Below are 12,936 nucleotides of genomic sequence, written 5' to 3'. Positions count from 1 at the left end.
TGGATTCATCTTCGCGGAGCGGACAGGTGCCGTCGTGTGGCGGGCAGCAGACGCATCACCGCACGACGTGTCCGCCGGACGCCACAGCATGGCCCGATCACGCGACGACCCGCCGATAGCCTCATCGTCATGACCTTCACCAGGACCCTCCCCGCCGGCGTGGCCGCAGCGACTCTGCTCACCGTGACCGCCTGCAGTTCCGGAGACAACCCCGCCGAGGACGCCGAATGGCCCCAGCCTCTGGTCGACCGGGCCGACCAGATCGGGAGGAAGGCCGAGGCGGAGCAGAGCATCGCCGACTACAACGCCACGATCGACCGGCTCTCACCGACCGTGAGGATCGAGGGGATGACCGTCGCCGTCGTCTCACTCCAGGATGACCAGTTCGTCCTCGAGGACGAGGATCAGCCGATCGAGGTCCCCACGGACCCCGGATTCACCCTGCTCACCGATTCCGGCAACCGCGAGGCCGACGGTTCCTTCCAGTTCTACAGCCGGGAGAACCTCAACATCCTGCAGGTCGCGGACGTGATATTCGTCCAGAACCCGGACAATGTCCTGTCCGACGACGTGCTGTGGAAGAGACTGCCGGCGGTGGTCGCGGGGAGGACCCCGCAGCTGCTCTACAACCACCGAGCCGGATTCCCGAAGGTCGGCGCGAACTTCGCCGAGTACGTCGCCGAGCAGCGCGCCGACAACAGGCGCGAGAAACGGATCATGGACGGTCGGCACCTCCGCACCGTCAAAGCGGGCGTCCGCGAGGAGTTCGAGGCAGACCTGCCGGGCACGGAGCCGTCGGTTGTCCGGCATCTCCCGGACTGCGAGATGCAACAGCAGTTCCCGCAGGGACGCCGGGACCGTCACGGTGCGGACCGTCGTGCTGACCACCCCGGAGATCTGCGCGGTGCATGCTGTCCGTGACCAGGCATCCGGGTCGATGGACAACGCACAGAGTTGCTCCTCCTCACCGGACGGTCACGCGTGCGCTGTGCCCGCCGGGAACAGGACCGTGTGGTCGACGTGCGCGTGGTGGCTGCGTCCGCAGAGGTCGGCGTCCTGCCAACGACGGAGCCGCGGTTCGCGGGCGGTGAGCAGGTACCCCTCGGGGACGACCGGTGCGGTCAAGACCGCGTCACTTCTGCAGCGGCATGAGGATCTTCTCCTCGATCGTGTCGAGGTACGCCGTCGCAGATGCATAGTCCGTGACCTCGCCGAAGATCGGGAAGACGTGGTCGTTCTTCGTCGCCTTGAGGTTCCTGAACAGGGTATTGCCGAGGATCGCCTGGATCGAGGGGTCGATGGCACCATCGGGACGCTCCGGAATGATCACAGCATCCGCATCTCCGAGCAGGTCCCCGATCTTCTCGGTGGAGTACTCCTCCCATCCCTTGGGGAACTCACCTGTCGGCAGCGAAGGCGCCGGCATCATCCCGACCTCCTCATAGACCGCACCGATGATCCCCGAGGGGTAGTTGATGAAGAACTTCGCGGCGTCCTCCATGGCGCCGATGGAGGCGAAGGTGTTGTCGGCGAGAACGTCCTTGTAGTCCTCCCGCAGCGTCCCGAGCCGATCCTCGTAGGCGGCCTTCGATTGCTCGAGCTTGTCCTCGGCGCCCACCGCGTCCGCCAGCATTCCGACGATCGGCTTCCAGTCGCCGCGGGTCTCCCCCTCGACGATGACGGTCGGCGCGATCGCGGAGAGCTTGTCGAAGAGCTCCTGGTCGATCTCCAGGACATCGCCGACGATGACATCCGGGTCCGCCTTCGCCACTGCCTCGATGTCCAGCTCGAAGAACTTGCCGACGGTCTCGACCGGCTCCAGGAACTCCTTCTGCTCCGCGGAGATACCGTCGCTGTAGTCGGAGTAGTCCTGCGCGGCGACCGGGGTGACGCCGAGCGACTTCAGCTGCCACGGGGTGTCGTAGGAGACCGCAACCACGCGCTCCGGGTTCTCAGGCACCTCGACATCACCGTAGGCACTGGCCACGGTGTGCGTGTCGTTGCTGTCGCTGTCATCGTCGGAACTGCAGGCGGACGCTGCAAGGACGCCGACAGTGGCGGTCAGGGCCACGGCGATCCGACGGACGCGGCGGGTCGTGAGTGGGCGAAGGGTCATGACATTCTCTCTCAGTCGGGGGTTCCGTACCGCGAGAAAGTATAGACAGGCTCACCTTTGTGTAGCGGTCAAGATCTGTCCGCTGGGTGACGAAAGGGTGGGCACGGCCGTGTCCCACCTCGTCATGGAAGGAGGTGAGGCCGATGGGGGTTCCAGGAAACGCCGTGGCCGGTGTCGCCGGGGCAGGCTACAGTGCAGCGGACAGCACGTCGGCGATATCGTCGATCGCCCAGGCCAGGCTCAACGGAGTGGACACCGACAGCGCCAGGTTCACGTCGGAGTCCGTCATCAGCGCGGCGTGCCCGTCCCTGACCGGACCCCAGGCGGCGAAGGCACGGTCCGAACGCGACGCCGCGTCCCACTTCTCCCGGTCGGCGCCGGTCACGTACAGGTCAGCGGTGGTGGCGATCAATTTCTCGATCGACACATTGAAGCTGGACACACCGTCCGACTCCTCAGCGAGTGCCGCGAGATCCGGCGAATCCACCAGCCCCAGCTTCTGGAGGGTCTTCACCCGCGGATCGGTGTCGGAGAAGATGACGGTCTGCCCGTCCTCCGGGAGGAACCCGTAGAGGAAGGTCTTCCCGGCGAGGTCCTCATGCTTTCCGGCGGTCTCGGCGATGCGGTCATCAAGTTCCCCGGTGACCTTCTCCGCCAGGGACGGGCGTCCGAGAGCCTCGGCCACCATGTCCAGATGGTCTTCGGCGGAGGTTCCCCACGGCTCGTCAGGGAAGGCGACCGTCGGGGCGATGTCGGAGAGCTTCCTGTACTCGTCCGCGGTGATGCCGGACTGCACCGCGAGAATGAGGTCGGGGTTCTGCTTCAGGACGAACTCCGTGTTCACCTCGCCGCGTTCCAGTGAGGGATCGGTGGCGGGAAGTGGGGCACCCAGGTCACTGACAGCGTCCCGGAACCAGGGGTAGAACTCCGCGCTGTCGCCCGTGCCGCCCGCGGGACCCTGCGCCACGGGTACGGTGCCGAGCTGCACCGCGAGGTCTGAGCCCGCCCACCCGACAACCACCACACGCTGGGCCTGCGACTCGATAGTGGTCTGCCCGTAGGTGTGCTGGACCGTGACGGGGAAGGCGCCGTCCTCGGCCTCCGCGAAGACGCGCTTCTCCCCGCCCGCCCCCTGACCGGAGGAGCCGCAGGCGGCGAGGCCGAACAGGGACACACAGATGACGGCCAGTACCGCGGCCAGGGCACGGACCGGAGAACGGGACGCGAGACGGTTTTCTGCGCCGGGGTGTTCGCAGCTCCTGCGGGTTACTCGGATGTCGGACACATGGACTCCTTCGTCGTCAGATGGCTGCCGGACAGACAGCACCGGAGACGCTACGGTTGACCGGCAGGGCCACGGGGGACAACGTTCTTCGCCCGGCGGACAGATTCTGTCCTGTCCGCGGTCCGCCGACAACCGGCACCCACCCCTGTCCGCCCCGCGACAGCGGTCGTCCGCCAGGCGCGTCCGGCAGGCCGTAGCGTCGGATCCATGCCCGCTCCCCCTCTGACCAGCGCACTCCCGACCACAGTCACCACCGCCGCGATCCTGCGCGCCGCCCTCACCGCCGACGGACGCGCCTGGCGCCTCAGCGCCTGCACCCTTGGCCTGATCGTCCACAGCCTCGGAGAAGCGTCCGTCCCACTGCTCATCGGCCTCGTCATCGACCGCGCCGTCATCCCGGGCGACGTGTCCGCTCTGGTCACCTGGCTCGGCGTTCTCGGGGCGTCCTACCTGGTCATGTCGCTGAGCTACCAGCGCGCCGCGCTCGGCATGGTCCGCGTCTACGGCCACGGGGAGCATGACCTGCGCCAGCTCGCGGCAGGTCGTGTCCTGCACCCGCGCGGCACCGCCGGGAAAGACCGCCCCACCGGAGAGGTCCTCTCCGTCGCCACGAATGACACGTACCAGGTCGCCGGCGTCGCCTGGTCGATCGTGCAGCAGGGTGCGACGGTCGCCGGCCTGCTCGCCGCCGCGGTCGCCCTGCTGCTCATCTCCGTACCGCTCGGGGTGGGCGTCCTCGTCGGCGCGGTGGGCGTCCTCGTGCTCATGCAGCGACTGTCGCGCCCCATGTTCGCCCGCGGCCGGGCGGAGCAGAGTGCCGTCGCCGACGCCTCCGAGGTCGCCGCGGACGCCCTGTCCGGCCTACGGATCATCCACGGGCTCGGCGCGCAGGACGAGATCAGCCGCCGCTACCGGGCAGCCAGCCGGCGGTCCCGCGACACCGCCGTCGACTCAGCCGTCTCCCTGCGCACCTACGACGCCGTCAGCGAGATCATTTCCCTGCTCTACCTGGGCATCCTCACCTTCGCCGCGGGCTGGCTGACCGTCGGGGGCCTGATCACCCCCGGCCAACTGGTCACGGTCATCGGCCTGGCGCAGTTCCTCAAGGGGTCGCTGGCGCACATCGGCATCTTCGGTGCGAACTGGGCGTACAAGCGGGCCTCGGCGGCACGGTTGAAGGACCTGCTCGCCGAGGATTTCGGGCTGCCCTCGGGAACGACCGGGGAGGACGCAGCAACGGACGCACCGCAAACCGGCTACCTCACCTGGTCGACCGGCGGAGTGCGCGTCCACGCGGTACCCGGGCAGCTCACGGGCGTCCGCGTACCGGATGCCGCATCGGCCCGGCGCGTCTCCGACCGCCTGGGTTTCCGCACCCTGCCCGACCCCGGCGAGCTGCACTTCTCAGGGTGTGACGCCCTGGCTCTCGGCCCGGACGCGTGGCGTCGGCAGGTAACCGCCCCGCCGCATGAGGCGACCATCTTCACCGGGTCACTGAGGGACAACGTGACCCTCGGGGACGGGCCGCTCGATGACGCTGTCGTCACATCCACAGCGCTGGATGACGTCATCGACCATCTCGGCTCCGCGGACGTCGAGTTGGGTGAGGGCGGGCGCCGGCTGTCCGGTGGGCAACGCCAGCGGGTGGCGCTCGCCCGGGCACTGCACACAGCGGGCCCGGTGCTGGTGCTCGATGAGCCGTTGACTGCCCTTGACCCCGTGACCTGTGGTGATGTGGCGTACGGCCTGGCTGGTCTGGTGGCATCCACCGGCCGGGTGGTCGTGGTCGTCACCTCCGACCGGCTGCTGCTGGACGCCTGCAGCGTGATCGTGGACGCGGCGGTGACGGCATGAGCGCGCGACCGGCCGGCAGACTGCCGGAGACACGACTGCCCGAAGCCTCCGTCGCAGAGACCGCCCGCGCCACCGGGGTGCTGCTGCGCCCGTACCGGGCGGGCCTGTCCGCGTCGGCGGTGCTCCTCGTCGTGGGCGCGGCCGCCGGACTCGGCGTTCCCGCGCTGCAGGGACGCATCGTCGACGACGTCATCGCCGGGGCCGGGCTCACACGACTCGGGGCGACCGTCGGCCTGATTCTCCTGTGCGGCGGGTGTGCCGCTCTGTTGGTGCTGTGGGGTGGCCGGATCCTGGTCCGCGCCCTCCAGAGTGCCCTTGCTGACCTGCGTGAACAGGTGGTGGACGCCGCGGTCCGGCTGGACCCGGGACTGGTGGAGACCGCCGGGAGCGGGGACGTGGTCTCCCGGGTCACCGGGGACGTCGAATCGGTCACCGGCGCGGTCACCGAGGTCCTGCCGCGCACCACACAGGCGGTGGTGACACTGCTCGTCACCGCCGCAGGCTTCGCTGTGCTCGACCCGTGGCTGGGCCTGGCGGCACTCGTCGCACTGCCGGTGCAGCTGTTCGCCGGTCGCCGGTTCCTGCGCAGGTCACGACCTCTGTACGTGCGCCAGCAGCGGATGAACGCCGACCGTGGCCAGGCACTCATCGAGTCCGTCACGGGTGCGCCGACCGTGCGTGCCCATGCCCGGGAGGCCGGGCGGCTGGGGCTGATCGCGACCCGTAGTCTGGCGTCCGTGGAGATCGGCCGGGCGGTGACGAAGGTGCGCAATGTGTTCAACGGCGGGATCAACGTCGCCGAGTTCCTGGGGCTCGCCGCGGTTCTCGCGGTCGGGTTCCGGCAGGTTGACGCGGGCCTGCTCACCGTCGGCGCGGCGACGACCGGTGCCCTGTTCTTCCAGCGGTTCCTCGCCCCGGTGAGCGTACTGCTCGCCGGCATCGACGACCTGCAGCGTGCCGAAGTGGGGTTGTCACGCCTGGTCGGGGTACTGCGGGTGCCGGTGCGGTCCGCGGTCCCTGCCACGGACGTGCCGGAGGGCGCGGTGACTCTTGAAGGGGTCTGCTTCTCCTACCCAGGCACCACCCGGCGCGTCCTCGACGGGGTGTCCCTGGAGGTTGCTCCGCGGTCGCGGGTGGTGCTCGTCGGGGCGTCCGGGTCGGGGAAGTCGACGGTGGCGCGGCTGGTCGCCGGGTCGTTGCGTCCTGACGGGGGGTCGGTCCGGGTCGGTGGGCGGACACTGCTGGTCACCCAGGAGATCCACCGGTTCACCGGGACAGTGGCGGAGAATCTGCGGCTGGTAGCCCCGGAGGCGTCGGATGAGGAGCTGCTCGCCGCCACGGACGCGGTCGGGGCGGCGTGGGTGCGTACCGGCGGCCTGGATTCGGACGCGGTGCTCGACGAGGCGGCCGTGCAACAGTTGGCCCTGGCGAGGGTGCTGTTGGCGGACCCGCCGGTGGTGGTCCTCGACGAGGCGACGGCGCATGCGGGCACCGATGACCGGTTGGACGCCGCGGTGGACGCCGTGACCTGCGGCAGAACCTCGCTGATTGTCGCGCACCGGTTGAGTCAGGCGGCCGGGGCGGACCTGGTGGTCATGCTGGACGCGGGGCGGATCGTGGAAGCCGGTCCGCATGAGGTGCTGGTCGCCGGGGGCGGACGCTACGCGCGACTGTGGGCGGCGTGGCGGGCGCGGGCGCGGTGAGCAGCGCCGATATCCCCCGACCCCCTACTCCTCCAGCATCTGCTCCCGGACCTCCACACGGCGCACCTTGCCCAGCTGGTCCGCCGGCAGCTCGGCGAAGACCTTGAACACGCGCGGGACCTTGTAGCGGGCGAGTCCCTCACGGCAGTGGTCCTTGAGGACCTCCTCGTCCAACCGCGCGCCCTCGGCAAGCACCACACCGGCGGCCACGGTCTCGGAACCGTCCGACCGCGGCAGGCCGACCACACTCGCGGCGGCGACCGACGGATGCTCGCACAGCACCTCCTCGACCTCCTGCGGGTACACGTTGAAACCGCCGGTGACGATCATCTCCTTGATGCGCGAGACGATCTTCACGAACCCGTCGGCCTCCATCACGGCCATGTCCCCGGTCCGGAACCAGCCACCCAGACCGTCCTCGCCGGTCACGAACGCCTTCTCATTGGCGTCCTCCCGGTTGAGGTAACCGTCGAAGACCTGCGGGCCACGGACGACCAGCTCGCCGGCCTCGCCGTCGGGCAGCACCACGGTCGGATCATCCTGCGAGACGACACGCACCTGCGTGTCCTGGAAAGGGACGCCGACATAGCCGGGACGTCGGGCGTCGCTCATCGGGTTGCCGATGACGATCGGGGAAGTCTCGGTGAGGCCGTAGCCCTCGACGAGGCGTCCTCCCGTGAGGTTCTCCCACCGCTTCACGACCTCCACGGGCAGGCCGGAGGCGCCGGAGAAGGACGCCCTCACACCCGAGATGTCGATACCGTCCTTCTCCGCGAGGTCCATGATCGTCTGGTACAGCGCGGGGACGCCGGGGATCCACGTCGGCTTCTGCTTCTTCATTGCGCCGGCCAGCAGCGTCTTCTCCGGGGCGGGCAGCAGCAGCACCGTGCCACCGATGAGCGGGCCGAGGGTGATGTTCATCGTCAGGCCGTAGGCGTGGAAGATCGGCAGGGCGGCGAGCATCCGCTCCGGCTCCTCGTCCTGGCCGAGGCCGGGAACCCAGTTGCGGCCCTGGATGATGTTGGCGCAGAGGTTCGCGTGGGACAGCGCCGCACCCTTCGGGGTGCCGGTCGTGCCGGAGGTGTAGAGCACCAGGGCGGTGTCCTCCGGGGTCACCACCGCGGTCTCGATCAGAGCGCGACCCTCGGACGCCGAGGCATCCTTAACCAGGTCAGACCATTCGGTGAGCCCCTCAGTGGAGCCGGCGAGCTTGTTGCGCATCGCCTTGAGCGGCTTGACCGGGATCTTCAGCGCGGTCTGGAGGTACCAGGGCATCGAGCGGGTGATGGTCACCGGGATGATCTGCTCCAGCGGGGAGACCGTGCGCAGCTCACGGGCGACATCGACGGCCTTGTCCCAGAACACCCCGACCTTCGCGCCGTGATCCTTGAAGGCGACGGTGAGCTCACGGGCGGTGTACAGCGGGTTGTGCAGCGTGGCGGTCGCGCCGAGGGAGAGCACGGCGTAGAAGGTGATCAGCGCCTGCGGGCAGTTCGGCAGGGCGATCGCGACCCGGTCACCCTTGCGCACACCCCGGTTGTGCAGCATCGCGGCGGTCTTGTCGACCTGGCGTCCGTACTCCCCGTAGGGGACGGTGGTGCCGAAGAACGTCATCGCGGGACGCTTCGGCCAGGTCTTCACCGCATGGTCGAAGATCTCGGCGAGGGTGCGCTCGTGCCCGGCGTGATAGTCGAGCTCGGGGTTGACCCACTCCGGGTAGGCGTCCCACCAGGGGTGGTCCTTCCAGGTGGTGGACGGGTTCTTCGGGGCTTCCTGGTCGTCCGGGGTGGACGCACTGTTCTCGCTCATGCTGAGTCAGGGTACGCCGGGGGTGGTGTGCAGGGTGAGTCCCGGCGGTAACGTCGAAGCATGAGCACCTGGCTGAATCCCTATCTCAAGTTCCGCGACACCGCTGCCGAGGCCCTGGCGTTCTACCAGGAGGTCTTCGGCGGTGAACTGCAGACGCTCACCTTCGGTGCCGCCGGTGCCACCGATGACCCGGCACGGGCGGACCTGATCATGCACGGCCACCTGGAGACCGCTGACGGCTGGACCTTCATGGCCTGTGATACCGCGGAGAACGACCCCCGTGATTTCGCCGCCCCCTCCGTCGACATGTGCATCGGTGGGGATCCGGAGGAGTACGACAAGATCGCCGGCTGGTTCGTCCGCCTCGCCGAGGGCGGGAATGTGTTCCTGCCGCTCGAGAAGCAGATGTGGGGCGACTGGTTCGGACAGCTCCGTGACCGCTACGGCGTGAGCTGGATGGTGAATGTCGCCGGCGACAGCGCCCGGGGAGCGTGAAGGGTGACGGGCGCCCCGACACCGCCTGTCCCGTGGTCCGGACCAGAGTCCGCTGCGGACAGGGATGCGGCGGGGATCCGTCACCGGAGACCTGCACCCGTATCGCCGTTATGCTGGGCGCATGGGCCTGTTCAGCAAGAGTTCGAAACCTCCACCGGAGACCGTCGATGTGGATGCCCCCTTCAGTTTCCGCGTCGACGATGTGTTCACGATCACCGGCAGAGGCATTGTCTTCACCGGAACGGTGGAGTCCGGCGCTGTCACGGTCGGCGCTCCGGCGACCCTGATCGTCGAGGACCGCATCCTGCCCGGACAGGTCAGGCACCTCGAATCCCGGAAGCGCCGGAAACCTGCCGTGCTCAGCGAGGGCGACGGGTGTGCGATCGGTCTCGCCGGCATTGAACTCGACGACCTTCCGCTCCGGCCCTACGGTGGACACATGATCCTGGACAGCGGCTCGCTGAAGGGCGCTGTGATCCGTTCCCGGCAGGCCTCCGACATCCCGCCGGCCACTGCGTGACCCGCCCTCCCCGGCCTAACCCAGCAGCGGGGCGATCTTGTTGTCGTAGGTCGACAGTGCCGCGCCGATGGCCATGTGCATGTCGAGGTACTGGTAGGTACCGAGACGCCCACCGAAGAAGACCTTGTTCTCGGCCGTCTCGGCCTCCGCCAGCTCGCGGTAGCGCAGCAGTTTCTCGCGGTCCTCGGGGGTGTTGATCGGGTAGTAGGGCTCGTCCTCGCCCTCGGCGAAGCGGCTGAACTCCTTCATGATGACGGTCTTGTCGTCCGGGTAGTTCTTGCGCTCCGGGTGGAAGTGGCGGAACTCGTGGATGCGGGTGAAGGGGACGTCCGCGTCGTTGTAGTTCATCACCGGGGTGCCCTGGAAGTCACCGGTCTCCAGCACCTCGGTCTCGAAATCCAGGGTGCGCCAGCCGAGGTGGCCCTCGGAGTAGTCGAAGTAGAGGTCGAGCGGGCCGGTGTAGACGACCGGGGCGTCCGGGTTCTGCTCCCGCAGCTCCTCGCGGACGTCGAACCAGTCGGTGTCCAGGCGGACCTCGATGAGATCGCTCTTCGCCATGTTCTCCAGCCACGCGGTATAGCCCTCGACGGGCAGACCCTCGTAGGTGTCGTTGAAGTAGCGGTTGTTGAAGGTGTAGCGGACGGGCAGGCGGGAGATGTTCGCCGCCGGCAGCTCCTTCGGGTCGGTCTGCCACTGCTTGGCCGTGTAGTCGCGTACGAAGGCCTCGTACAGCGGGCGGCCGATCAGGGAGATACCCTTCTCCTCGAGGTTGGCGGCGTCCTCCGGATTGAGCCCGTCGGTCTGCTCCTTGATCAGTGCCTTGGCCTCGTCCGGGGTGTAGTACCTGCCGAAGAACTGGTTGATCAGGCCCAGGCCCATGGGGAACTGGTAGGCGGTGCCGTCATGCATCGCGAAGACGCGGTGCTGGTAGTCCGTGAAGTCGGTGAACTGGTTGACGTAGTCCCAGACCTTCTTGTTGGAGGTGTGGAAGAGGTGCGCGCCGTACTTGTGGATCTCGATGCCGGTGGTGGGCTCGGCCTCGGAGTAGGCGTTGCCGCCGATGTGGCTGCGGCGCTCGACGACGAGCACCTTCTTGTTCAGCTGGCTGGCCGCACGCTCGGCGACAGTCAGTCCGTAGAATCCGCTGCCGACGACAATCAGGTCATAATCGCTCATGGCCGTCCACGTTACAGGTCGCCTACCCTGGAGGGCATGAGCGACCTGCCAGCACTGCCAGCCACGATGCCCGCCGTCGCCGTGACGGAGGCGTTCCCCGTCACCGACCCGCGATGCCTCACCGATGTCGTCACCGATGTCCCGACACCCGGCCCCCGCGATCTGCTCGTCGAGGTGGCGGCGGTGTCCGTCAACCCGATCGACACGAAGATGCGGCGCCGTGCCGCAGCGGCCGTCGCCGCCGGTGAGCAGCCGGTTCTCGGGTATGACGCCGCGGGGACCGTCGTCGCCGTCGGTTCCGGGGTCGTCGGCTTCGCCGTGGGAGACACCGTGTTCTACGCCGGATCGCAGCTGCGTCCGGGCACGAACTCACGGTTCCATGCCGTCGATGAACGTATCGTCGGCCGCGCCCCGTCCTCGGTTCCCGTGGTGGACGCCGCCTCGCTCCCCCTGACCGCACTCACCGCCTGGGAGGCCCTGTTCGAGCGCCTCGGCATCAGGTTGGACTCCGGCGTCGCCTCAGGTGCACAGAACCCGGCCTCCCTGCTGGTCGTGGGTGGTGCCGGTGGCGTGCCGAGCATCATGATCCAGCTGGCGCGCGCACTGACCGGACTGACGGTCATCGCGACCGCCGGTCGTGAGGAGTCGCGGGAGTGGGTGACGCGGATGGGGGCCCACCATGTGCTGGACCACAACAAGGAGCTCGCCGGTCAGGTCGCGGCGCTGCAGAAGCCGGTCGCCGACGGTGGCACAGGGGTGCCGCCGGTGCGCTACGTATTCACCTCACAGTCGGGTGGGCGCTCCGGTGACCTCGCCGCGCTGATGGCGCCGGCGTCCCACCTGTGTCTCATCGACGATCCGGAATCCTTCGAGCTGGGCGCGTTCAAGCGCAAGTCCATTTCGGTGCACTGGGAGTCGATGTTCACGAAGGTGATCTTCGGAGACGGGGACGCCGGTGACGCCACAGTGGACCCGGCGTCCCAGGGGCGGATCCTGGACCGTATCGCCGATCTGGTGGACGCCGGACGCATCGTCCCGACCACCGGGGAGACCCTGGCGGGCATGAACGCCGAGGCGATCGCGGACGCCCACCGTGACCTCGAGAACGGTCACGTCACCGGCAAGATCGTGGTGCGGGTGTGAGTGTGTGAATGGCACTATGTGAGACACACTGAGCACACGACAGACAACAGCGTTTCCGCAGCACAGGCCAACACTTCATTCCGGAACCCCACACTCCGGTGCTGATTCCTAATGTTGGACATTAAACACCAACAGTGTTGACACTGTCGGTATGATCCGGATCCAGTGAACGCATCCGCACAACGCTGTCGGACATGCGTGCCTTCGGCGACGACCTCTCACCCTCGTCGAAGTGAAGGAAGCTGCCGGAGGGCTACCGGAGAACCTGCCGGAGACCGTCTGCGCCTTCGCCAACATGCCCCAGGGCGGTACCGTACTCCTGGGCGTGGGCCAGCGACAGAACTTCACTGTCACCGGTGCCTCCTCCCCAGTGACATGATCCAGGTGATGACCAGCCAGACGAGAGGTTCCGTCACCCCGGTACCACACATCGAGCCGTACCCGGTGAGCGTGGACGGGCACACGGTCGTCGTCGTCGACGTCAAAGCCCTCACACCGTCACAGAAGCCCGCGGAACACAAGGGGGAGGCCTACCTCCGGCAGGCCGGACGGTGACTACCGGATGAACTCCGACGACCGTCGGATGATCGAGGTCGAGGCACTGCATGATTCCGAACGCGCCGACTACGACCTCAGCGCCGTCCCCGGGACCAGCGTCGCTGACCTCGACCCGGAGCTTCTGCCCCGGTACCTGGCGTCTGTCCGCGCCAGCCGCCGTCGGTTGAAGGACAAGGAAGAAGAGGACATCCTCCGGCTGCTCTCCGTGACGACGCCGACGGGCGAACTGACAACTGCGGGACTGTACGCACCGGGCCTCTATCCGCAGGGTAAATTG

13 protein-coding genes are annotated in these 12,936 nt (G+C 68.0%); 8 read left to right on the top strand and 5 right to left on the bottom strand.

Going from position 1 to position 12,936, the window contains the following annotated elements:
- Positions 1–129 precede the first annotated feature (129 nt).
- Complete coding sequence (locus ACZ9GM_RS13610) at positions 130–921, top strand: TroA family protein (protein ID WP_476038145.1); 792 nt, start codon at positions 130–132, stop codon at positions 919–921.
- 54 nt (positions 922–975) lie between these two features.
- Here the strand turns inward: ACZ9GM_RS13610 and ACZ9GM_RS13605 are convergent, their stop codons facing one another.
- From ACZ9GM_RS13605 to ACZ9GM_RS13595, 3 genes are all read right to left on the bottom strand, one after another.
- A complete protein-coding gene (locus tag ACZ9GM_RS13605) occupies positions 976–1,125 on the bottom strand; it encodes a hypothetical protein (RefSeq protein WP_476038144.1) in 150 nt (49 codons plus the stop codon).
- A gap of 7 nt (positions 1,126–1,132) precedes the next feature.
- Positions 1,133–2,116, bottom strand: a complete 984-nt coding sequence (locus tag ACZ9GM_RS13600) for an ABC transporter substrate-binding protein (protein ID WP_476038143.1) — start codon at positions 2,114–2,116, stop codon at positions 1,133–1,135.
- A gap of 187 nt (positions 2,117–2,303) precedes the next feature.
- On the bottom strand, positions 2,304–3,401 hold the full coding sequence (locus tag ACZ9GM_RS13595) for an ABC transporter substrate-binding protein (protein WP_476038142.1): 1,098 nt from the start codon (positions 3,399–3,401) through the stop codon (positions 2,304–2,306).
- A gap of 207 nt (positions 3,402–3,608) precedes the next feature.
- Here ACZ9GM_RS13595 and ACZ9GM_RS13590 point away from each other — a divergent pair, with 207 nt between their 5' ends.
- Positions 3,609–5,255, top strand: a complete 1,647-nt coding sequence (locus tag ACZ9GM_RS13590) for an ABC transporter transmembrane domain-containing protein (protein ID WP_476038141.1) — start codon at positions 3,609–3,611, stop codon at positions 5,253–5,255.
- On the top strand, positions 5,252–6,958 hold the full coding sequence (locus ACZ9GM_RS13585) for an ABC transporter ATP-binding protein (RefSeq protein ID WP_476038140.1): 1,707 nt from the start codon (positions 5,252–5,254) through the stop codon (positions 6,956–6,958). The genes ACZ9GM_RS13590 and ACZ9GM_RS13585 overlap by 4 nt, the downstream gene beginning before the upstream one ends.
- 24 nt (positions 6,959–6,982) lie before the next feature.
- Here the strand turns inward: ACZ9GM_RS13585 and ACZ9GM_RS13580 are convergent, their stop codons facing one another.
- On the bottom strand, positions 6,983–8,767 hold the full coding sequence (locus ACZ9GM_RS13580; protein ID WP_476038139.1) for a long-chain-fatty-acid--CoA ligase: 1,785 nt from the start codon (positions 8,765–8,767) through the stop codon (positions 6,983–6,985).
- A gap of 60 nt (positions 8,768–8,827) precedes the next feature.
- Between ACZ9GM_RS13580 and ACZ9GM_RS13575 the strand changes: the two genes are divergently transcribed.
- Positions 8,828–9,262, top strand: coding sequence for a VOC family protein (locus tag ACZ9GM_RS13575; protein WP_476038138.1), 435 nt, complete (start codon positions 8,828–8,830; stop codon positions 9,260–9,262).
- A 121-nt stretch (positions 9,263–9,383) separates the two neighbouring features.
- The gene (locus tag ACZ9GM_RS13570) at positions 9,384–9,782 is read left to right on the top strand and encodes an elongation factor Tu (protein WP_476038137.1); all 399 of its coding nucleotides are present in this window, start codon (positions 9,384–9,386) and stop codon (positions 9,780–9,782) included.
- A 15-nt stretch (positions 9,783–9,797) separates the two neighbouring features.
- Here the strand turns inward: ACZ9GM_RS13570 and glf are convergent, their stop codons facing one another.
- On the bottom strand, positions 9,798–10,958 hold the full coding sequence (gene glf / locus ACZ9GM_RS13565; protein WP_291475358.1) for a UDP-galactopyranose mutase: 1,161 nt from the start codon (positions 10,956–10,958) through the stop codon (positions 9,798–9,800).
- 36 nt (positions 10,959–10,994) lie between these two features.
- Here glf and ACZ9GM_RS13560 point away from each other — a divergent pair, with 36 nt between their 5' ends.
- The 3 genes from ACZ9GM_RS13560 (at position 10,995) to ACZ9GM_RS13550 (ending at position 12,656) form a co-directional block, all read left to right on the top strand.
- Complete coding sequence (locus tag ACZ9GM_RS13560; RefSeq protein WP_476038136.1) at positions 10,995–12,101, top strand: zinc-binding alcohol dehydrogenase family protein; 1,107 nt, start codon at positions 10,995–10,997, stop codon at positions 12,099–12,101.
- 232 nt (positions 12,102–12,333) lie between these two features.
- Positions 12,334–12,480 (top strand): hypothetical protein, encoded by a 147-nt coding sequence (locus tag ACZ9GM_RS13555; RefSeq protein ID WP_476038135.1) that lies wholly within the window; start codon positions 12,334–12,336, stop codon positions 12,478–12,480.
- Positions 12,481–12,488: 8 nt separating this feature from the next.
- The gene (locus ACZ9GM_RS13550) at positions 12,489–12,656 is read left to right on the top strand and encodes a hypothetical protein (protein ID WP_476038134.1); all 168 of its coding nucleotides are present in this window, start codon (positions 12,489–12,491) and stop codon (positions 12,654–12,656) included.
- The last annotated feature ends 280 nt before the right edge of the window (positions 12,657–12,936 follow it).

The sequence above is a fragment of the Corynebacterium sp. UD i78 genome, assembly GCF_056280545.1.
This window is presented reverse-complemented; position numbering and strand designations above follow the sequence as displayed.

Coding starts and splice junctions, on each gene's coding strand:
- glf (WP_291475358.1), bottom strand. CDS start 10,958: ATGAGCGATTATGACCTGATTGTCGTCGGCAGCGGATTCTACGGACTG.
- ACZ9GM_RS13610 (WP_476038145.1), top strand. CDS start 130: ATGACCTTCACCAGGACCCTCCCCGCCGGCGTGGCCGCAGCGACTCTG.
- ACZ9GM_RS13575 (WP_476038138.1), top strand. CDS start 8,828: ATGAGCACCTGGCTGAATCCCTATCTCAAGTTCCGCGACACCGCTGCC.
- ACZ9GM_RS13560 (WP_476038136.1), top strand. CDS start 10,995: ATGAGCGACCTGCCAGCACTGCCAGCCACGATGCCCGCCGTCGCCGTG.
- ACZ9GM_RS13570 (WP_476038137.1), top strand. CDS start 9,384: ATGGGCCTGTTCAGCAAGAGTTCGAAACCTCCACCGGAGACCGTCGAT.
- ACZ9GM_RS13585 (WP_476038140.1), top strand. CDS start 5,252: ATGAGCGCGCGACCGGCCGGCAGACTGCCGGAGACACGACTGCCCGAA.
- ACZ9GM_RS13600 (WP_476038143.1), bottom strand. CDS start 2,116: ATGACCCTTCGCCCACTCACGACCCGCCGCGTCCGTCGGATCGCCGTG.
- ACZ9GM_RS13580 (WP_476038139.1), bottom strand. CDS start 8,767: ATGAGCGAGAACAGTGCGTCCACCCCGGACGACCAGGAAGCCCCGAAG.
- ACZ9GM_RS13590 (WP_476038141.1), top strand. CDS start 3,609: ATGCCCGCTCCCCCTCTGACCAGCGCACTCCCGACCACAGTCACCACC.
- ACZ9GM_RS13550 (WP_476038134.1), top strand. CDS start 12,489: ATGACCAGCCAGACGAGAGGTTCCGTCACCCCGGTACCACACATCGAG.